Raw genomic sequence first — 19,691 nt, 5'->3', positions numbered from 1 at the left:
TCCCCCAATTCCCCGCCGCGTGTGCTCTCACCTGCCTAATCTCGGTTCCGCCGATGTCGGGGGAACGGAGGAGAGGCGCGATGCCGGAGAAGAGACCGGTGGCCGGGACGCGATACGGCGATCTGGTGTGGCTCGCGTATCTCGTACTGCCGGCCGAGGGCCGCCGCACGTACCGGATCGCGCTGGCCCGCCGCATCGCGGACGCCGCCGTCACCGGACGCCGCCGCTCCCCGCACGTGCGGCGGACGCGGGTGCTGCGCCGGGCGCTGCGCCCGCCGCGGCGGCTGCGCGCGGGTCTCGGGCCGTGGCTCCGCGCGCTGCCGCTCCCGCTGCCCGAACCGGAGGTCAGCGCGCTGCTCGCCGCCCTCGCCCCGCACGTCCGCGTCGCCTACGTGCTGGAGCGGCTGGCGGGCCTGCCCCCGTTCGAGGTCCGCGACCAGCTCACCGCGCTCGGCGTCCGCGACCCGCAGGCGGTGATGGAGGAGGCGGCCCGCGTCCCCGACCCGCCGTCGTGGCCGGCGCCGTTCCCGCCCGGCCGCGCCCGTCCGGTGCGGACGCGCTCGATGATCCCGCTCGCGGCTGGGGTGGCGCTGCTGGCGACGCTCGCCGGGGCGCTGCTGGCGGGCGAGGGCGGTCCGGGCGGCGAACGGTCGGCCTCGGCGGGCGGCCTCACGCTCGTCAGCGCCGCGCCCGACGCCTGGCGGCACGGCCACCGCACGCTGGACGCCTGGCCCGCGCGCGGCGAACTCACCGGCGACCGCGCGCTGACCCGGCGCGCGCTGGCCGCCTTCGCCGCGACGGGGGCGGGCAAGGGCGAGGTGCGGCTGCTGTACGCGGGACGCCTGGACGAGGTGCCGGTCGTGGTGCTGCGGCGCGGCGGGCGCATCGCCCGCTACGCCGACCCCGCCGGGGTGGCCGACATCGCGACGGGCGGCACCGACCGGGACGCGCCCGTCGCGGTCGGCTCCGGCCGGTACCTGCTCGCCCCGTGGGACACCCGGGCGACGCTGTCGTCCGGCCGGGCCGTGCCGCTGCGCTTCGGTGTGACGGCGCCGGTCGTCCCGCCGACCCGGTGCGGGCGCGGCCCGCTGTTCGAGCTGCACGGGCCGGACGGCGTCCGCACCGTCGGTGAACTGGGCGGACCGCGCCCGGTCCGGCTCACGTACCGCACCGGCGGGCGTCCCGGCGACCGGCTGGACGCGGCGGGGATCGCGCGGTGGCAGCGGCTGGGCTGCCTGCTGCCCCGGCCCGCGCGCCCGGTGACGGCCGCGGCGGCGTGGTCGTTCTGGTCAGGGGAGCTGCCGCACGGCGGCGGCCGGGCCGACTGGTCGTGCACCCGGCTGACGTTCACCGGTGGCGGCACGACCGCGCAGGCGGCGCTGCTGGCGCCGCACGGCGACCAGCCGACGGGCTGGTGCGACGACCGGCGTCCGGTGGCGGGGACGTGGTGGCAGGCGCCGTCGCGGCGCTGGTACCACCTGTCGGCCGCCGCGCCGGGGTTCGTGCCCGACGCCGAGGGCGCTCCCCGCGAGCGGACGCGGGACGGGCGGCTGCTCGTGGCGCGCGGCCCGGCCGGGGGAGCGCGCCCCGAGACACGGGTCGCCATTTCCGCCCGAATGGGCTGACCGCGACAATTCTCTAATCACCCCGCATTCTTTCTTTCTCCTTCGTCGGGGAGGAAAGGCGCGGCACGATCGGACCTTCCCGTCCCCCGCAGCCGAGGAGTTCCCGACCGTGCCCGACACGCACTACCGGCGGCTGGTCCGGCTGGCCTACCTCGTCCTGCCCGGTGATCTGGAGCCCGAGGACCGGCTGGCCGCCGCGCACCGGATCGTCCACCGCGCCGCCCCGCAGGAACTCACCGACGAGACGTACCCGGCCGCGCGCGACCGCGTCCTGCGCCGGGCGCTGCGCGGCCCCGGCCGCCGCCGCGCGCGGCTCGGCCCGTGGCTGCGCGCCCGTCCCGCCGCGCCCCGCGACGACGACCTGCGCCTCACCGGCGGGCTCGCCGCGCTGACGCCCGGCCAGCGGGCCGCGTTCGTGCTCCGGCACGTCGAGGAACTGCCGCCCGAGGCGACGCACGTCCGGCTGTCCACGCTCGGCGTGCCCGACCCGGCGGGCGCGCTCGCCGCCGCCGACGCGCTCGGCGGCGAGCAGCCCGCGCAGGACGCCGCGACGCGTTTCGCCCGGCCGCCGCTCGACCCGACGATCGCCCGGCTGTCGGCCGCGCCCCGGCGCAGCCGGCTGCCGCTCGGCCTCGGCGCCGTGGCCGCCGCGCTGGTCGTCCTGGCCGGGCTTGCCGTCGCCACCGGCGGCCTCGGCGGCGACGGCGCGCGCACGGCGTTCGGCGACACGCGCCTGGAACGTCCCGCGACCGTCGCGGCGGGCACCTGGCGCCGCACCACCCGCCTCGACCTGCACGCGTGGAACCCGCGCGGCGCCGGGACCGGCGACGCGGAGCTGACCGGCGCGGCCGTCCGCGCCTGGCGGGCCGACCCGGGCGGGCCGCCCGCCGAACGCCCGAGCCTGCTGTACGCGGGGGAGCTGGACGGGCGGCGGATCGTCCTGCTGCACGACGGACGCCGCGTCGCCCGCCGCACCGGCGCGAGACTGGAGACCTTCCCGGCGGGCCGGACGCTGCCCGGCGGCGCGAGCCCGCTGGAGCTGGCCCCCGGCCGCTACCTGGTGCCGCCGTGGGTGACCGGCGTCCGCACCGCGGAACTCGCCGGGACGGCCCGCTGGCGCACCGTCCCGGTGCGCGGCGGCGTCACCGCGCCGATCCCGGCGGCCGGGGGACGCTGCTGGCGCGGGCCCGTCCTCCAGCTCCGGCAGCCCGAGATCGCGCACGGGCGCCCCTACACGATGACCGATCTCGGTGCGCTGACCTCGGCGAACCTGCTCTACCAGCCGCCCCCGCCCGCTCCCGTCCGCCGCCTCGGCCCGCACCAGATCGACGGGGAGCCCGAGGCGCGCCCGGAGGGCTTCGCGCTGTGGGCGCGGCTCGGCTGCACGGCCGCCGCGCCGACCACGCTGCGCGAGCGCGCGGACGTGGAGTCCGCGACGGCGTTCGAGTTCTGGGCCGGTCGGCTGCCCGACGGGGGCGGCACGGGGCGCTGGGTGTGCGTCCGGTACGCGTTCACCGACGGCGGCAGCGCCGTCCGCGCCGTTCTGCTGGACGCGCGCGGCGGCACCGTCACCGGCGCGCGGTCGGGGACGTGGGACTGTAGCCGCCTCGCCCGTGACGTCGCCAGCGGTGCCTGGTGGCGGTCGCCGCAGGGTCGCTGGCACTATCTCGCGGCGGGGAGCCGCCGCGTCACCGTCCTGGCGGCGCGGGGCCCGTTCGCGCGCCCGGCGGTCGCCGGGGGCCTGCTGACGGCGCGCGGTCCGGTCGCGGTACGGCCTCCGGCCGGTGCCGTGACGCTCACCGCCCGCGCGGGGGGCGAGGCCGTGCCCGTGCTGCAATGACCCGGTCAGCGCGCGCTTACGGACATCGGGCACACTGGACCCCGTAACCGAACCAGATTCAGCGCCGGTGCAGGGAAAGGGGTGGCAGATGGGCAAGGGTCCGCTGTCCGGGATCAGGGTCATCGAGCTGGCGGGGATCGGGCCGGGGCCGTTCGCGGCGATGCTCCTGGCCGACCTCGGCGCCGACGTGATCCGGGTGGACCGGGCGTCGGCGGTGGGGGGCGGTGGACGCTTCGGAGGCACCGACTTCACGAACCGGGGCAAGCGCTCCATCGCGATCGACCTCAAGAGCGACGCCGGACGCGACGTCGTGCTCCGCCTGGTCGAGCGGTCCGACGTGCTGCTGGAGGGCTTCCGTCCCGGCGTCACCGAGCGGCTCGGCCTCGGCCCCGACGCCTGCCTGGAGCGCAACCCGCGCCTGGTCTACGGCCGGATGACCGGCTGGGGCCAGGAGGGCGCGCTGTCGCAGAGCGCGGGCCACGACATCGGCTACATCGCCGTCACCGGCGCGCTGCACGCGATCGGCCGCGCGGACGGCCCGCCGCAGGTGCCGATGAACCTGCTCGGCGACTTCGCCGGCGGCAGCATGTACCTGGTCACGGGCGTGCTGGCGGCGCTGCTGGAGTCCAAGGTGAGCGGACGCGGCCAGGTCGTGGACGCCGCCATCGTGGACGGCACCGCCCACCTGTCCACGTTCATCCACGGCTTCATGGCGGGCGGCCTCTGGCAGGACGAGCGCGGCGTCAACATGCTCGACACCGGCGCCCCCTGGTACGACGTGTACGAGACGGCCGACGGCGGGCACGTCGCGGTCGGCGCGATCGAGCCGCAGTTCTACGCGGCGCTGCTCAAGGGCCTCGGCCTGGACGGCGCCGACCTGCCCGGCCAGCACGACCGCGACCGCTGGGGCGAGCTGCGCGACCGCTTCGCCGCGACGTTCAAGGAACGCACCCGCGACGAGTGGGCGCAGGTCTTCCTGCCCGGCGACGCGTGCGTGGCGCCCGTCCTGTCGCTGCGCGAGGCCGCTGAGCACCCCTACAACACCGAACGCGACGTCTTCGTGGAACGCGAGGGCCACCGCCAGCCCGCCCCCGCGCCGCGCTTCTCCCGGACCCCGGGCGACACCGACGGCCGCCCGGTCCTCCCCGGCGGCCAGACCCGCGCGATCCTGGACGACCTCGGCTTCACCGACGCCGACACGCTCCTGGACGGCGGCGCGGTCGTCCAGGGCTGACGAACTCCGCAGGCCCGCCCGGCGCGCGGGCGGGCCTGCGGTCCATCCTCCGGCCGCTTCAAGGAGCACGAAGAGGTACGAGAACCCGATGACGGTCTCTCCGCCACGGCCTCAAGGATCTGGACGGTTACAGTGCCGGTGACGTCCGCCTATTCGGATGCTGGTGGACAGGAAGCCGAACAGGTGGAATTCGGCGCGTGATGCAGGCCGAGGAGATCACGTCCGCGTCGCGGACATGGGAGCCGGTGACGAACCCCGTGGGGAGCGTGCCTCGGCGTCGGGTTCGCGGTGACGGCGGCGCCGCTGCGCCAGTGCGGGGCACCGATGGCCACGGCTGAGGCAAACTCGCGGGCGCGGTGATGAAATCGGACATCGCGCCGTGGTTCCTGCGGTCTTCGAGGGGGCGGCGTTGATTTGTTTGCCAAGTGATTGCCGGTGTGTGTCGCTAGCATCACCACCATGGAGCTTTGGTTCGTCGTCCTGGCGATGGTGCTGGCGTACCCGGCATACCTGGTGATCCGGGAGATCCGCAAGTACCGGTATTTCAACGGCGAAGAGTTTCTTGCCCACAAGGCCGAGGTCGCCGCCGTGGTCGTTGACCATAACGAGGTAGCGGAGTATACGTCGGAGATTCGGCGCAGCGGTTCGTTTCAACTCGGCGTGTCGTCTACGGGAGGCCAGGCGAGCCTGGCGCTCTTCGAGAACACGAGCCGCTGGAACTACCGCCGCGACCGGAACGTGGCCGACTACGCAGCCCGGAACGTGCACAACTGTTCGCTGAAGGTCCGCACCCACCTGCGCAGGACCAACGGTGTCTGGGCCGCGAATCGCTGAGCAGGGACAGACGTACAAGCCCGGCGCGGTCTACCTGAACTACACCAGCGGCAGCAGTTCCGGTGCCCATCCCTTCACCGTGGCCGGCGGCGAACGGCGTCAACGGGAGGATGGCCGACGACATCATCGCGCTCAACTCGTTCGGCCCCGACCCCCTGGCCGTCAACGGTGGTGACGACGGCAGCACCCGCCCGGCCGCGTCCGGCGACTGCCGCCCGGACGGGCTGACTCCCACGGTCGGCGTCTCGACCCCGGAGCCGACGGACGGGACGGCCCCGGGACGGGTTCCCGGGGCCGTTCTCGGCGTGATGGGGCTCGTGGCCTGCACTTATAGACAACGTTGTTCTTTTGACCTACCGTCGGCACCTGTCGTTCCCTCTTCTCGGCTCCCACCGAGCCGTTCCGCCGGAGCGGCCCGAACTTCGAGAGACAGGTGGTACTGATGCGTCTCCGGGCACTGAATCGGTGCGCTGTGCTGGCCCTGGCGGCCGTGACCGCGACGGTGATGTCACCGCCGTCCGCGAACGCCGACGGGCGGTACTGCGGCCGTCCCTACGACGTCCTGGGCGCGATCCAGGCCAAGTACGATGAGATCGGCGGCCCCGGCAGTCCGCTCGGATGCCCGCGATCGTATGAGCAGACCACCCCGAACGGGCGCGGCAAGTTCACGACGTTCGACGGTGGAACGATCTACTGGACCTCCGGCACCGGGGCGCACCCGGTGTGGGGCGCGATCGGTGACAAGTGGGGCCAGTTCGGCTGGGAGGGCGGCAAACTCGGCTTCCCCAAGAACGACGAGTTCACCAACTCCGACGGCGCCGGCAAGCGCCAGGAGTTCGAGGGCGGCACGATCTACTGGCATCCGAGCCGCTCCAACGGCGCGCACCCGGTGTGGGGCAAGATCGGGGAGAAGTGGGGCGCCGCGGGCTGGGAGAACGGCCCGTACGGCTATCCGGTCACCGACGAGGCCCCCAGTACGAGCCCGGAGCATGGGTTCGGGCAGAATTTCGAGAGAGGCCCGATCGGCTGGGCGCCGAACGAGGCCGTGAACCCACAGTGGCAGCGGGCCAAGTCGAAATACCTCGACGGCGGCGCGAACCCCGGTGACCAGGCGGCTAACGCGGTCCTGCTGCCCAAGGGGGCCGATCGCGGAATCGTCCTGGCGCGCGGTTTCATCGCCAACACCACGCAGTTCTACAACGAGATCGGCGAGCACCGCTCGTTCAGCACCAACCCCGAGGCCGGCGCCAAGGGAACCATCGCCTGGGACACCGCCACCGGCCGGGTGGGGGTCTACGTCGAGCATTCGTGCTTCCGGTGGGTCAACTGCTGGAACGCCAAGCCCCTGGTGCGGACTCCGCACGCCAAGGTCATCAGCGAGAGCAACGACCTGGAGCAGAACGAATACTGGGTCGAGCCCGACGGCAACGGAGGCGCCCGCATCGACATCTCCCTGGTCAACGGCTTCTCCCAGTCGGGCTACCCCGAACTGTCCAACTTCGGACGGATCAACGCGACCATCTGGCTGACCCCCCACACCTACATTCCCGGTGGCCCGGTCATCCAGAACACCTCCACCTTCGACGTCAAGACCACCAAGGACAAGTTCCCCTCCTGGGAATTCCTGCGCTACCCGAACCTGAAGGCCACCTCCGACGCCCCCGAGGTGCACTGGCTAGGCCGCGTCGGGCAGACCGACATCGGTGACCTCAAGGGCGCCCAGCACACCTGCACCCGCTACGGCGAGGGAACCGACGCCGCGATGAACTGCGGCTGACCCCGCCCCCGCCGCCGGCCCACCGGCGCCCCGCCCGCTCGTCCGAACCCGACGATCCGGACCGGGGCGCCGGCCCCACTCGCAACCGCGGCGACCCCGGCAACTCGACGCCCCTCAGCCACCGTCCCGCGTCGCCTGCGTGGACGGTTTCACCGTGGTGCCCGGGACAGGGGGCGGGGGTCAGGAGAAGCGGGGGAACAGCGTGCGGGCGTTGCCGGAGCCGATCTCCTCGTCACCGGCGATGGCGTCGTCGAAGTGGGCGACGGCGGGTTCGGGCGCGAAGGGCCAGTCGCTGCCGTACAGGATGTGGCCGGGTGCGGCGAAGGCGCGCAGGGTGGGGAGCGCGGCGGGGCTGGAGGACAGGGCGGTGTCGAAGTAGAAGGAGGCGAGGTCGTGGAGGATCTCGCCGGGGTCGCGGCCCGTCTCGGCGAACGCCGCTGCGGCCAGGCGGTGGGAGGCGTAGGGCACGAAGCCGCCCGCGTGCGACAGGACGAACCGGATGCCGGGGTGGCGGCGCGGCACGTCGTTGCGGACGAGGTTGAACGCCGCCCGGGTGGTGTCGAGCAGGAAGTCGGCGGCGAACGGCGGGATGCCGGGAACACCGGGGACGCCGGGAAGTTCGGCGGGATGCACGAACACCACGGCGTTCCGCTCGTCCAGCACCCGCATGAGCGGTTCCAGCGCCGGGTCGCCCAGGTAGAGGCCGCGGCTGTTGGCGAGGATCACCACGCCGTCGGCGTGCAGCTCGTCCAGGGCGTGGACGGCCTCGGCCGCCGCGGCGTCCACGTCGGGCAGCGGCAGGGAGGCGAACACCCCGAACCGGCTCCCCTCCTCGCCGGCCAGGGCGGCGCCGAACCGGTTGATCTCGCGCGCCATGGCGCGGGCTTCGGCGGGGTCACCGAGGTGGACGCCGGGGGTGGTGAGCGACAGGATTCCGGTCGCGATGCCCCGGCGGTCCATCAGGTCGGCGGCCTCGGACGGGCTCCAGGACGGCAGGTCGCGGCCACCGGGGGCGTCGACGCCGCGTTCGCGCAGCCAGGCGGCGTAGAAGCCGGGGATCATGTGCTGGTGGACGTCGATCCTGCCGGTCACGGGGCCTCCTCGGCGGCGATCCGCGGGCCGTCGTCGGCGCGGGCGAGATCGAGCGCGATGTCGATGATCATGTCTTCCTGGCCGCCCACGTACCCGGCCTCGCCGACCTTCTGGAGGATGGCGTGGGCGGGCACCCCGTACCGGACGGCGGCGCGCTCGGCGTGCAGCAGGAAGCTGGAGTACACCCCGGCGTGTCCCTGGACGATGGAGGACCGGTCGGGCCACGGCAGCCGCGGGACGAACGGCCGGACGACCTCCTCGGCCGCGGCCAGGGCGGCGGCGACGTCGACGCCGGTCGGGACGCCGAGCCTGTCGAAGGTGGCGTTGAGGATCTCGGTGGGGGCGTTGCCCGCCCCGGCGCCGAGCGCGCACAGCGCCCCGTCGATCTGGGTGGCGCCGTTCCGGTAGGCCAGCACGGAGTTCGCGACGCCGAGGGAGAGGTTCTGGTGGCCGTGGAAACCGATCTCGGCCTCGTGCCCGATCTCGGCGGCGACCGCGCCGACCCGTTCCTGGGCGTCGCCCAGGACCATCGCCCCGGCGGAGTCGACAACGTAGACGCACTGGGCTCCGGCGTCGACCATGATCCGGGCCTGGGCGGCGAGCCCGGCCGGGTCGGCGCGGTGGGAGAGCATCAGGAATCCGACGGTCTCCATGCCGAGGGCGCGGGCGGCGGCGAAGTGACCGGCGGAGATGTCGGCCTCGGTGCAGTGCGTGGCGATCCGGGCGACCGAGGCACCGGCGCCGTGGGCGTTCCTGAGATCCTCGACGGTGCCGACGCCGGGCAGGCACAGCACGGCGATCTTCGCCCGCGTGGCCTCGTCGACGGCGGCGGCGATCAGCTTCAGCTCGTCCACGAGCGAGAACCCGTAGGTGAAGGACGAGCCGCCCAGCCCGTCGCCGTGCGCGACCTCGATGACCTGCACTCCGGCGCCGTCCAGGGCGTGGACGACGTGCCGGACCTGCTCCTCGGTGAAGCGGTGCGCCATGGCGTGGCTGCCGTCGCGCAGGGTGGAGTCGGTCAGCCGCACCGGCTTCGCGGTCGGCGTGGGGCCGGTCATGCGGTCACCGCCCGGCGTTCGGACAGCAGCGCGCCGACCCGGGCGGCGGCCGCGGTCATGATGTCGAGGTTCCCGGCCCATTCGGGCAGGTGGTCGCCGTTCCCGCGAACCTCCAGGAAGACGCCGACGCGGCCGTCGCCGTCCCAGTCGTCGCGCGGCTCGTCGAACTGGGGGTCGGCGCGCAGCGCGTAGCCGGGCACGTAGGTCCTGATCTGGTCGACCATCGCCACGATGGACGCGCCGACGGCGTCGGTGTCGGCGCCGGGCGGGATCGCGCAGAACACCGTGTCCCGCATGATCATCGGCGGTTCGACGGGGTTGAGGACGATGATGGCCTTGCCCCGGGCCGCGCCGCCGACCTCTTCGATCGCGCGCGCGGTGGTCTCGGTGAACTCGTCGATGTTGGCGCGGGTGCCCGGCCCCGCCGACCGGGAGGCGATGGAGGCGACGATCTCGGCGTAGGCGACGTCGACGATCCGGGAGACGGCGTGGACGATCGGGATGGTCGCCTGCCCCCCGCAGGTGATCATGTTGAGATTGGGAAGCCCGGCGGTGGCGTCCAGGTTGACCGGCGGGCACACGAACGGGCCGATCGCCGCCGGGGTCAGGTCGACGGCCTTGACACCGGCCTCGCGGTAGCGGGGCGCGTTGGCCAGGTGGGCTTTCGCGGACGTCGCCTCGAAGACGAGGTCGGGCAGGTCGTCCTGGGCGAGCAGCCAGTCGACGCCGCCTGCGGAGGCGGTGACGCCGAGTTCGGCGGCGCGGGCCAGGCCGGCGGAGGCGGGGTCGACGCCGACCATGGACGTGACGTCCACGGCGCCGTCGCGGCGGAGCTTGACGAGCAGGTCGGTGCCGATGTTGCCGGGACCGACGATCGCGGCGGTGAGCGTCACGCAGTGCCTCCCCGCGACGCGGTGCCGCCGGAGAAGTCGGCGGTGACCGACCCGAGCCCGGCGAACGCGGCGGTGACGGCCTGTCCCGGGGCGACGGGGATCGCCGCGGTGACCGAGCCGGGCAGCACCACGTCCCCGGCGCGCAGGACGACGCCGCGTTCGCCGAGGGTGTTGGCGAGCCAGACCAGGGCGTTGAGCGGATGCCCGAGGACCGCGCCGCCCGCGCCGGTGTCGGTGATCCGGCCGTCCACCGACAGCAGGCAGCCGGTGAGCGCCAGATCCAGGCCGTGCGGTGGCGTGGGGGTGGAGCCGAGGACGACACCGCCGCAGGAGGCGTTGTCGGCGACGGTGTCGGTGAGGGTGATCTTCCAGTCCCGGATGCGGGAGTCGATGATCTCCAGGGCCGGGAGGACGAAGTCGACGGCGGCGGCCGCGGCGGCGGCGGTCACGCCGGGCCCGGCCAGGTCCCGGCGCAGGACGAACGCGATCTCCGGTTCGATCCGGGGCTGGAGGAACGCTCCGGCGTCGATGGGGGCGGCGTCCAGGTGGAACATCGTGTCGAGCAGGTGGCCGTAGTCGGGCCGGTCGACGCCGAGCTGGCGGCGCATCGCCGCGGAGGTGAGCCCGACCTTGTGGCCTTTGACGGTGCGGCCGTCCCGCTGCCACCGCTCCACCTGGGCGAGCTGGACGGCGTACGCCTGCTCCAGCGTCAGGTCCTGGAAGGGGTCGACCGGCACGCCGGTGGCGTAGGCGCCCAGCAGCAGGTCGGCCGCCTGGTGTGTGTCCATGGTCATCAGCGAAGTCCTAAGAGGCCGGGTGCACCGGCCGGAGGAGGGGATCAGCGGCCCAGCGATACTGGACCGATCAATACACTACGGACCGATCAATACAGAAAGTATGGAGGATGGCGAGCGCGGAGGACAAGACTTCCCTGGAACGAGCGGTCCAGACGGCTCGGCGGAGCTGCGATAATCGGTGCGGGAGGCGGACACGATGGCGGGACCGAAGACCGACCGGCGGCAGCAGCACGGCGAGGTGTCGCGCAAGCGCATCCTGGACGCCGCGGTGGAGATCGCCGCCGAGCGGGGGTACGAGGGCACGAGCATGTCGCTGGTGCGGCAGCGCTCCGGCCTGCCCAACAGCTCGATCTACTGGCACTTCAAGGACAAGGACGACCTGTTCGCCGCCGTGATCGAGCGCAGCTACCAGCTCTGGCGCGAACGGCTCATGGCGGTGTGGAACCAGTGGCCCGCCGACGCCGACCGACGGGCCAAGGCCCGCGCGATGGCGCGGGCGATGACCGCGAGCCTCCAGGACCGGCCGGAGTTCCTGCGCCTGGGCCTGATGCTCACCCTGGAGAACCGGCCGGTGGAGACCAAGGCCCGGGAGCGGTTCGTCGCGATCCGCGCCGAGGTCCTGGACTTCGCCCGCACCGAGTTCCGGACCGTCCTGGACGAGATCCCCGAAGACCGCCGCGAGGAGGTCGCCGACCGGCTGGCGACCCTGACCCTGGCCGCCTCCGACGGCCTGTTCGTCGCCTACCACCTGGCCCCGGGCACCTTCGACCTGGCGGCCGGGTTCGCCGAGCTGGGCGACACCCTGGAGTCGTCGATCGACCGGTGGATCGCCCGCACACGCGCCTAGTCGGGGATGCCGGGGCCGCTGAGCTGCGGCACGGTCCGTTCGCGGCGGGCCAGGGAGGCGGCGGCCGCGCGGAACTGGGCGAGTTTGCCGATGATGGTCTGGCCGTGGGGTCTGTGGCCCCAGACGCTGATGCCCTGGTGGGTCGAGGGCTCCCAGGTGGCTTCGTCGATGACGATGGGGTTCCAGCCGACCTCCCATTCGAAGCCCGAGGGGGTGCGGGCGTAGTAGGACAGCTCCCTGTCGTTGGTGTGCTGGCCGATGGTCAGCGCCATGCCGAAGCCGAGTTCGTGGACGCGCTGGTAGCTCTGTGCGACGTCGTCGAGATGGGCGGCCTGGATGTTGAGGTGCTGGACGCGGGTGCGGATCGGGTCGGCGGGCAGCCCCCGGACGGCGGCGACGGCGACGGAGTGGTGGCGTTCGTTGACCCGCAGGAACCGGATCTTGAGCTTGGCGCCGCTGATGGTCTCGTCGATGAAGTCGGTGAGGCGGGCGTCGAAGACGGTGGAGAAGTAGCCGCGGATCTGAGTGGGCCTGGTGCTGGTGAGGGCGACGTGTCCCATGCCGGACGCCCCGGTGACGAAGCCGCGGGCGACCATCCGCAACGGCTCGTCGGCCGTCTTCGGGGTGGTGTAGATCTCCTGGGTGATGCCCTTGGGGCCGGGGAAGCGCAGCAGGCGCTCCACGCCGCGCGCGGCGGCCTGCTGTTCGGTGCCGGGGACGGCGCGCAGGCCGCCGGCGCGGACGCGCGCCTCGATCTCCTCGAAGTCGGCGTGGTCGTCGACGTGCCAGCCGAGCGCGACGACGTCCTCGGCCGGTCCGCGCCGGAGCAGGAAGCGGCACTCCTGGTCGTCGAGGCGGAACCGCATCCGGTCGGAGCCGAGGGCGTCGTGGTGCATGCCGATGGCGTCGGCGCCGAACCGGCGCCAGTCGGTGAACCGTTCGGTCTCGATGACGACGTAGCCGAGGTGGACGGCGCCGAAGACCGAGCGCGCACGGGCGGGATCGGGGAGGGTCATCGGCCTTCCTCCAGGAAGGCGGCGCACAGCCGGTTGAACAGGGCGGCGCGCTCGAACTGGACCCAGTGGCCGGTGTTGGCGACCGTGTACAGGTCGCAGTCGGGCATGCGGTCGGCGAGCATCCTCCCGCCGGAGGGCCGGTTGACCTTGTCGTCGGCGCCCCACAGGACCAGGGTCGGGACGCCGAGGCGGGCCAGCCGCCGGTCGCGGGTGACGTCCATGCGCCACAGGGTGCGGGGGGCGTTCGGCCCGGACGGGCGGCGCAGCGGCGGCGAGGCGACGACCTCGGGGTCGATGCTGGCCCGGTAGCGCTCGTCGATGAGCTCGGCGGGGATCTGCGCGGCGTTGAAGACGAGGTAGTCGCGGATGAACTCCTCCAGCTTGGCGCGGGACGGTCCGCTGCCGCCGTAGTAGCCCAGCAGCTTGGACAGGCCCGGGGTCGGCAGCGTGCGGGTGGTGCCGACGCCGCCGGGCCCCATCAGGACCATCCGGTGGACGCGGCCGGGGGTGTCCAGGGCGAGGCGCAGCGCGCAGGCGCCGCCGTAGGAGTTGCCGACCAGGTGGGCCCGGTCGATGCCGAGCCGGTCGAGCAGGCCGCGCATGTGGTCGGCGAGGTAGCCGAACGGATCGTCGCCGTCGACGCCCTTGCTGCTCTGCCCGTAGCCGGGAAGATCGGGGACGATCACCCGGAAGCGCCGGGCGAGAGCGGTGATGTTGCGGCCGTAGTTGGAGACGCCGGACGCGCCGGGCCCGCCGCCGTGCAGGAGCAGCAGCGGGGGCCCGTCGCCGGTCTCGGCGACGAAGATCTTCTTTCCGGCGACGTCGATCAGGGACTCGCGCAGGCCGGACGGAGCTGGCGTGGTCATGGTGGCGTCCTTCAGGAGCTGGTGGGCTGGGACTGGGGCGGCCGGACGGCGAGGTCGTCCGGCGGTGCGGGCAGCGGGCCGCCGGGAGCGGCGGCGGCGTAGACGTAGCCGTCCGGCCGCAGGGCGAGCACGCTCGCCCGGTGCAGCGCCATCCAGGCGAGCAGGACGCCGTCGTCGTCGACGATCGTGTGCGGTCCGGGATCGGTACCGGCGCGCGCCACGGTGATCGACGGGACGCCCAGGCCGTCCCAGCCGGGCTGCGGACGGGCGGCACCGGCGTGCAGGAGGAGCCATCCGCCCCCGAGCGCGTCGTCGAGCGGGACGCGCGCACCGGCCGCGACGGTGACGAGCGGCTGCGGGACGAGCCTCCCGGACGCGCTCGCGCGGTTGGCGGACAGGAACCCCGCCCCATAGCGGGCCTCGGGAATCCAGGCGGCGTTCTGCAACCGCCGCGCGAGGGGCCGGGTCCGCATGAGCAGGCGGCCCACCGGATTCCGCAGCAGGGTGACGACCTTGCGTCGCTCGGTGATGATCTTCCCGACCAGCACCGCCCGCCGCGTGATGCCCCGCACGTGCGGCTTGCGCTCGGCCTCGTAGGAGTCCAGGACCGCGTCGCCGAGTTCTCCGCGCACGACCGCCGCGAGCTTCCAGCACAGGTTCGCCGCGTCCCGGACCCCGGCCGCCATGCCCTGCCCGATCCACGGCGGCATCGCGTGGGCGGCGTCACCGGCCAGGAAGACGCGGCCGACCCGCCAGCGGGCGGCGAACCGCACATGGTGGCTGTAGACGGTCGCCCGGAGGATTCGCACCTGGTCGGGGCCGATCCCGTACCGCGCCAGGAGCCTCCAGACGGCGTCGTCGGTCACCAGTTCGGCCGCGTCCTCGCCGGGCAGGATCGGGAACTCCCAGCGGTGGTGGCCCAGCGGGGTGGGGCAGTCCACGGCCGGGCGGGCGGGATCGCAGTGGAAGCGCAGCCGGTCGTGGCCCGGCCACGGTTCGATCATCTCGGTGTCGATGACGACCCAGCGGTCCTCGAACGTGCGGCCTTCGTAGCCGACGTTGAGCTGCGCCCGGGTCAGGCTCGACCCGCCGTCCGCGGCGATGACGTACGACGCCCTGATCCGGCGGACGGTGTCGTCGCGCACACCGAGAAGGCGCAGGTCGACTCCGGCGCCGTCCTGCCGCACCTGAAGGCACTCCTGCTCCAGCAGCAGGTCGACGCCGGGGTAGCGGCCGGCGCCCGCGCGCAGGACCTCCTCCAGCGCCGGCTGGTAGAGGAACATCTGCGGCGGGTGCCCGTGGCCGCGCGAGACCGGACGGGCCGACACGAACGGGCGGCCGCGGTCGTCGACGAACTCCAGCGGCAGATCGCCGAGCATGTCCCGCTTGAGCCGGTCGGCCAGGCCGATCCGCTGCCAGATCCGGAGCACCTCCTCGTCGGTGGAGATGGCCCGGGCCCGGGAGAAGATCCCCGCGTCGCGCTCCACCACCGCCACCCGCAGGCCCATCGCGCCCAGCAGATTCGCGGCGGTGACGCCCGTGGGCCCGTATCCGATCACCGCGACGTCGTAGGCATCGGCCGCGTTCGACATCGGGTCCTCCCCTCCCAGCGAGCCGGTCGCCCTGCTCCGGCGGCGAACCGTCGGCACAGGGATGGACTCATCGGTCTACAGTGGACCGATCGTTACGGGGAAGTATGCGGCAAACGCTCCGCAGAGCACAAGCGAGCGGTGCGGTGCGGAGCGTCCGGCCGTCGAACCGGGTCGGCGGTGAAGCAGGTCGGGCTACATTTCGAGGCGCTTCGCGATGATCTCGTTCATGATCTCGTTGGTGCCGCCGCCGATGCCGAGGATGCGGGCGTCGCGGTAGTGGCGTTCCACCTCGGACTCGCGCATGTAGCCCATGCCGCCGTGGAGCTGGACGGCTTCGTGGACGACGTGCTCGACGGCGTACACGGCGGTGTTCTTGGCGTAGGCGGTTTCGGTGAGGACGTCCTCCCCGGCGATGTACCGGTTCGCCACCGACTGGGTGTAGGCGCGGGCGACGTCCACCTGGCGCGCCATCTCGGCGATCTTGTGCCGGACGACCTGCCGCGACCACAGCGCCCGGCCGAACGTCTCGCGGGTGCGGACGTGGTCGAGCGTGAGGTCCAGGCAGCGCTGCGCGGTCGCGTACGCCTGGACGGCCAGCGACAGCCGCTCGGTGACGAAGTTCTGCACGATCTGGAGGAACCCGCTGTTCTCGGCGCCGACGAGGTTGGCGGCGGGCACGCGGACGTCGCTGAACGACAGCTCGGCGGTGTCCGAGCAGAGCCAGCCCATCTTGTCCAGCGCCCGCGACACCGTGAACCCGGGCGTGCCCTTCTCCACGACGAGCAGCGAGATGCCGCCGAAGCCGGGCTCGCCGGTGCGGACGGCGACCGTCACGAAGTCGGCGCGGACGCCGGAGGTGATGAACATCTTGGCGCCGTTGACGACGTAGGAGTCGCCGTCGCGGACGGCGGTGGTGCGGATGCCCGCCACGTCGGAGCCGGTGTCGGGCTCGGTGATGCCGAGCGCGCCGATCTTCTCCCCGGCCAGGACGGGCCGGGCGAACCGGTCGATGAGGTTCTTGTCGCCGGACATAAGAATGTGCGGGATCGCGATGCCGTGCGTGAACAGCGACGCGACGACGCCGCCCGAGCCGCCCGCCTGGATGATCTCCTCGGCGACGATGAGCGCGTCGATCGGGTCGCCGCCCGAGCCGCCGCCCTCCTCGGGGAACCCCGCGCCGAGCAGCCCGGTCTCGGCGGCCTTGCGGTGCAGCTCGCGGGGGAGCGCGCCGTCCCGCTCCCAGCCGTCCAGGTGCGGGGCGATCTCCCGGGCGGTGAACTCGCGGACCAGGGCGCGCAGCGCGGTGCGCTCGGGCGTGTTCCAGGGATTCAACGGACGGCCTCCAACGCAAAACAGAACGAGATTCGGAATCTAACAGGTAAGTGGCCACCGGGTCACCCGGTGGCCACCCCCTGCGTCCCGTCTCACACGCTCGCGGCGACGGCCTCCGCCCAGATCGTCAGTGCCTCGTCCACCTGGGCGGCGGTCACGACGAGGGGCGGGATCATCCGCACGACGTTGCCGTACGCGCCGCACGTCAGCAGCAGCAGCCCGCGCTCGACGGCCGCCGCGTGCGCGCGCTGCGCCGTCGCCGGGTCGGGCGCGCCGTCCGGCGTGGTGAACTCGCCCGCCTGCATGAGGCCGAGGCCGCGCACGTCGCCGATGACGGGGTGGTCGGCGGCGACCTTGCGCAGCCCCTCGTGCAGCCGCAGGCCCGTCGCGGCGGCGTTGCCGACCAGGTCCTCGTCGCGGACGACGTCCAGGGTGGCGAGCGCGGCGGCGCACGCGACCGCGTTGCCGCCGTACGTGCCGCCCTGCGACCCCGGCCACGCCTTGGCCATCAGCGCCTCGGGCGCGGCGATCGCCGACAGCGGGAACCCGCTGGCCAGGCCCTTCGCCGTGATGAGGACGTCCGGCGTGATCGCGCCGTGCTCGTGCCCCCAGAACCGCCCGGTGCGGCCGACGCCGGTCTGCACCTCGTCCACGATGAGCAGCAGGCCGTGCCGGTCGGCGCGCTCGCGCAGCCCCTGGAGGAAGGCGGGCGGCGCCGGGATGTAGCCGCCCTCGCCGAGCACCGGTTCGACCAGCAGCGCGGCGGTGTCGGACGGCGGGCTGGACGTGGCGAGCAGGTAGTCCAGCTCGCGCAGCGCGTGCGCGGTGGCCTCGTCCTCGGTCCAGCCGTGCCGGTACGCCTGCGGGAACGGCGCGACGGCGACGCCGGGCATGACCGGCCCGATCCCGGCGCGGAACTTCGGCCCGGCCGTGGTCAGGGCGGCGGCGCCCATCGTCCGGCCGTGGAACGACCCGGCGAACACGACGACGCCCTGCCGCCCGGTCGTGTGCCGGGCCAGCCGCACCGACGCCTCGACGGCCTCGCTGCCGCTGTTGAGGTAGAACACCGAGTCGAGCCCGGCGGGCAGCACCTCGCCGAGACGTTCGGTGAGCCGCAGCAGCGGTTCGTGCAGGACGGTCGTGTACTGCCCGTGGATGAGCGTCCCGACCTGGGCCTGGGCGGCCCGGACGACGCGCGGGTGGCAGTGGCCCGTGCTCGTGACGCCGATGCCGGCGGTGAAGTCCAGGTGCCGCCGCCCCTCGGCGTCGTACAGGTACACCCCTTCGCCCCGCGCGGCCAGCACGGGCGTGGCCTGCTTGAGCACCGGTGACAGCTTCGCCATGGCCCCTCCCGGGGTCGATTGTCGACAATCTACCGCCCATGGCACCATGCGACGGCCGCCCTGTCCAGGCCCGTCAGACGCGCAGGCGCTCGATCGAGTCGGTCATGTGCTCCTCGATGAGCCGGAGAAGGCGTTCCTCCTCGCCGTCGCCGATGGCGTCGACGAGGCGGCGGTGCTCGTCCACCAGTTCCTCCGGCTCGGGGTAGGTCTCCTGGAGGGCGTTGAGGCACATGCGGGTCTCGACCAGCAGGGTGCGGGCCATCCGCTCCAGGCGCGGGCTGCCCGCCGCGCTGACCAGCACCTCGTGGAACGCCTGGTCGGCGTCGCTCATCGCGACGCGATCGCGCTGCCGCGCCGCCTCGACGAGCGCGTCCAGCGCGGTCGTCAGCCGGGCCAGCGCCTCGCCCCGGTTGCGGGCCATGACGAGCGTGCACGCCGCCCGCTCGATCGCCAGCCGGGACAGGTAGACGTCCTCGACGTCGCCCTCGTCCAGCGTGATCACGAACAGGCCCCGGTGGGGCTCGCTGTGCAGCAGGCCCTCCTGGACGAGCCGCTGCATCGCCTCGCGCAGCGGACCCCGGCTGATGCCGAGCCGGGCCGCCAGGTCGGCCTCACCGAGCTGCGCGCCCGGCGCCAGCGACCCGTACATGATCGCGGAGCGCAGCTCGGCCGAGACGATCTCGACCGTGGACTTGCGGGGAACCGGTTCCAGTTCGCCCAATCGGCCCATGACAGGGCCCCTTTCGGTAGGGGATCGACGGGGGTGCCCACGGGGATCATGCCGCGAACAGGCGGCCGAGGCCGGAGCGGGGGCGGGTCTCGCCCGCCAGCCGCAGGCCCTCCCAGACGCTGACCTGGTTCGCGGTGAGGACGGGCTTGCCGGCGGCGGCGTCCAGTTCGTCCAGCCACGCCACCGTGTGCAGCGCGGTGTCGGGGACGAGGATCGCGTCGGCGTCCGGGTGGTCGTTCGCGGTGACGAACTCCAGCACGGCGTCGCGGCCGAGCGTGCCGACCTCGGCGGCGGTGACGATGCCCCGGCTGCTCAATGCGACGACCTCGATTCCGGCGTGCCCGAGGAAGGCGGCGAACCGCTCGGCGACGTCGGCGGGATAGGTCGCGGCGACGGCGACGCGCGCCAGCCCGAGGTGCCGGGCGGCGTGGACGAACGCGAACGACGTGCTGGACGCGGGCACGCCCGCCTCCACCGTGACCCCGGCGACCTGCGCCTCGGCGCCCTCCCAGCCGAAGACGAAGCTCCCGCTGGTGCACGCCCAGACGGCCGCGTCGACGCCGAGCCCGCGCAGGGCGGCGGCGCCCTCCGCGAGGACGTCGGCGCCGCCGATGTCCAGCAGCGCGTCGACCCGGTGGGCGTCCTCGCGCATCAGCGTGTGGACGACCGGGAGGGCGACGTCGCCGAGGGCGGCCTCGATGACGGGATAGTCGTCTTCGGCGCTGTAGCCGGGATAGAGAAAGCCGACGCTGCGTCCCACCGGACCTCCCCAGAGGTAGATTGTCGACAATCTTACCATCAAGGAGGCCCGGCGC

General features: G+C 73.6%; 17 protein-coding genes. 6 read left to right on the top strand and 11 right to left on the bottom strand.

Translation table 11 applies throughout. The annotated features are described in order from the left end of the window. The first annotated feature begins 80 nt into the window (after positions 1-80). From C229_RS0125460 to C229_RS0125440, 5 genes are all read left to right on the top strand, one after another. A complete protein-coding gene (locus C229_RS0125460; RefSeq protein WP_018657946.1) occupies positions 81-1,625 on the top strand; it encodes a hypothetical protein in 1,545 nt (514 codons plus the stop codon). Between the two features lie 109 nt (positions 1,626-1,734). After that, the gene (locus C229_RS31855; protein WP_018657945.1) at positions 1,735-3,465 is read left to right on the top strand and encodes a SigE family RNA polymerase sigma factor; all 1,731 of its coding nucleotides are present in this window, start codon (positions 1,735-1,737) and stop codon (positions 3,463-3,465) included. Positions 3,466-3,553: 88 nt separating this feature from the next. Next, entirely contained in the window at positions 3,554-4,699 is a 1,146-nt protein-coding gene (locus tag C229_RS0125450; RefSeq protein ID WP_018657944.1) for a CaiB/BaiF CoA transferase family protein, read from the top strand. A gap of 459 nt (positions 4,700-5,158) precedes the next feature. Next, positions 5,159-5,533, top strand: coding sequence for a hypothetical protein (locus C229_RS0125445; protein ID WP_155885040.1), 375 nt, complete (start codon positions 5,159-5,161; stop codon positions 5,531-5,533). Between the two features lie 490 nt (positions 5,534-6,023). Then, positions 6,024-7,310, top strand: a complete 1,287-nt coding sequence (locus tag C229_RS0125440; protein WP_240487393.1) for an LGFP repeat-containing protein — start codon at positions 6,024-6,026, stop codon at positions 7,308-7,310. A 180-nt stretch (positions 7,311-7,490) separates the two neighbouring features. On the opposite strand, the gene C229_RS0125435 is transcribed toward C229_RS0125440, so the two are convergent. The 4 genes from C229_RS0125435 to C229_RS0125420 are packed head-to-tail and all read right to left on the bottom strand — an operon-like array spanning position 7,491 to position 11,147. Next, complete coding sequence (locus C229_RS0125435; RefSeq protein WP_018657941.1) at positions 7,491-8,402, bottom strand: amidohydrolase family protein; 912 nt, start codon at positions 8,400-8,402, stop codon at positions 7,491-7,493. Then, entirely contained in the window at positions 8,399-9,460 is a 1,062-nt protein-coding gene (gene dmpG, locus C229_RS0125430; protein ID WP_018657940.1) for a 4-hydroxy-2-oxovalerate aldolase, read from the bottom strand. The genes C229_RS0125435 and dmpG overlap by 4 nt, the downstream gene beginning before the upstream one ends. Then, positions 9,457-10,353: an acetaldehyde dehydrogenase (acetylating) gene (locus C229_RS0125425; RefSeq protein ID WP_018657939.1), complete on the bottom strand. Its 897-nt coding sequence runs from the start codon at positions 10,351-10,353 to the stop codon at positions 9,457-9,459. Before C229_RS0125425 ends, dmpG begins: the two co-directional genes overlap by 4 nt. Beyond that, entirely contained in the window at positions 10,350-11,147 is a 798-nt protein-coding gene (locus C229_RS0125420; protein WP_018657938.1) for a 2-keto-4-pentenoate hydratase, read from the bottom strand. The genes C229_RS0125425 and C229_RS0125420 overlap by 4 nt, the downstream gene beginning before the upstream one ends. A 199-nt stretch (positions 11,148-11,346) precedes the next feature. On the opposite strand from C229_RS0125420, the gene C229_RS31850 reads away from it, so the two are divergent. Next, the gene (locus C229_RS31850) at positions 11,347-11,997 is read left to right on the top strand and encodes a TetR/AcrR family transcriptional regulator (protein WP_051109118.1); all 651 of its coding nucleotides are present in this window, start codon (positions 11,347-11,349) and stop codon (positions 11,995-11,997) included. On the opposite strand, the gene C229_RS0125410 is transcribed toward C229_RS31850, so the two are convergent. From C229_RS0125410 to C229_RS0125380, 7 genes are all read right to left on the bottom strand, one after another. Beyond that, on the bottom strand, positions 11,994-13,013 hold the full coding sequence (locus C229_RS0125410; protein WP_018657936.1) for a VOC family protein: 1,020 nt from the start codon (positions 13,011-13,013) through the stop codon (positions 11,994-11,996). The genes C229_RS31850 and C229_RS0125410 overlap by 4 nt on opposite strands. Then, a complete protein-coding gene (locus C229_RS0125405; protein ID WP_018657935.1) occupies positions 13,010-13,879 on the bottom strand; it encodes an alpha/beta fold hydrolase in 870 nt (289 codons plus the stop codon). The genes C229_RS0125410 and C229_RS0125405 overlap by 4 nt, the downstream gene beginning before the upstream one ends. A gap of 11 nt (positions 13,880-13,890) precedes the next feature. Then, a complete protein-coding gene (locus C229_RS0125400) occupies positions 13,891-15,471 on the bottom strand; it encodes a bifunctional 3-(3-hydroxy-phenyl)propionate/3-hydroxycinnamic acid hydroxylase (RefSeq protein ID WP_018657934.1) in 1,581 nt (526 codons plus the stop codon). A gap of 192 nt (positions 15,472-15,663) precedes the next feature. Beyond that, entirely contained in the window at positions 15,664-16,803 is a 1,140-nt protein-coding gene (locus tag C229_RS0125395; protein ID WP_018657933.1) for an acyl-CoA dehydrogenase family protein, read from the bottom strand. Positions 16,804-16,895: 92 nt separating this feature from the next. After that, the gene (locus C229_RS0125390; RefSeq protein ID WP_018657932.1) at positions 16,896-18,146 is read right to left on the bottom strand and encodes an aspartate aminotransferase family protein; all 1,251 of its coding nucleotides are present in this window, start codon (positions 18,144-18,146) and stop codon (positions 16,896-16,898) included. A 73-nt stretch (positions 18,147-18,219) separates the two neighbouring features. Then, on the bottom strand, positions 18,220-18,876 hold the full coding sequence (locus tag C229_RS0125385; RefSeq protein ID WP_026314158.1) for a GntR family transcriptional regulator: 657 nt from the start codon (positions 18,874-18,876) through the stop codon (positions 18,220-18,222). Positions 18,877-18,922: 46 nt separating this feature from the next. Beyond that, on the bottom strand, positions 18,923-19,675 hold the full coding sequence (locus C229_RS0125380) for a maleate cis-trans isomerase family protein (RefSeq protein WP_051109115.1): 753 nt from the start codon (positions 19,673-19,675) through the stop codon (positions 18,923-18,925). Between the last annotated feature and the right edge of the window lie 16 nt (positions 19,676-19,691).

It is taken from the genome of Actinomadura flavalba DSM 45200, from assembly GCF_000374305.1.
Classification (GTDB): domain Bacteria; phylum Actinomycetota; class Actinomycetes; order Streptosporangiales; family Streptosporangiaceae; genus Spirillospora; species Spirillospora flavalba.
This window is presented reverse-complemented; position numbering and strand designations above follow the sequence as displayed.

Bases quoted from the DNA above. Each gene is read 5' to 3' on its own strand.
- C229_RS0125460 (WP_018657946.1), top strand. From the start codon at position 81: ATGCCGGAGAAGAGACCGGTGGCCGGGACGCGATACGGCGATCTGGTG.
- C229_RS0125450 (WP_018657944.1), top strand. From the start codon at position 3,554: ATGGGCAAGGGTCCGCTGTCCGGGATCAGGGTCATCGAGCTGGCGGGG.
- C229_RS0125445 (WP_155885040.1), top strand. From the start codon at position 5,159: ATGGAGCTTTGGTTCGTCGTCCTGGCGATGGTGCTGGCGTACCCGGCA.
- dmpG (WP_018657940.1), bottom strand. From the start codon at position 9,460: ATGACCGGCCCCACGCCGACCGCGAAGCCGGTGCGGCTGACCGACTCC.
- C229_RS0125420 (WP_018657938.1), bottom strand. From the start codon at position 11,147: ATGACCATGGACACACACCAGGCGGCCGACCTGCTGCTGGGCGCCTAC.
- C229_RS31850 (WP_051109118.1), top strand. From the start codon at position 11,347: ATGGCGGGACCGAAGACCGACCGGCGGCAGCAGCACGGCGAGGTGTCG.
- C229_RS0125410 (WP_018657936.1), bottom strand. From the start codon at position 13,013: ATGACCCTCCCCGATCCCGCCCGTGCGCGCTCGGTCTTCGGCGCCGTC.
- C229_RS0125405 (WP_018657935.1), bottom strand. From the start codon at position 13,879: ATGACCACGCCAGCTCCGTCCGGCCTGCGCGAGTCCCTGATCGACGTC.
- C229_RS0125400 (WP_018657934.1), bottom strand. From the start codon at position 15,471: ATGTCGAACGCGGCCGATGCCTACGACGTCGCGGTGATCGGATACGGG.
- C229_RS0125390 (WP_018657932.1), bottom strand. From the start codon at position 18,146: ATGGCGAAGCTGTCACCGGTGCTCAAGCAGGCCACGCCCGTGCTGGCC.
- C229_RS0125385 (WP_026314158.1), bottom strand. From the start codon at position 18,876: ATGGGCCGATTGGGCGAACTGGAACCGGTTCCCCGCAAGTCCACGGTC.
- C229_RS0125380 (WP_051109115.1), bottom strand. From the start codon at position 19,675: ATGGTAAGATTGTCGACAATCTACCTCTGGGGAGGTCCGGTGGGACGC.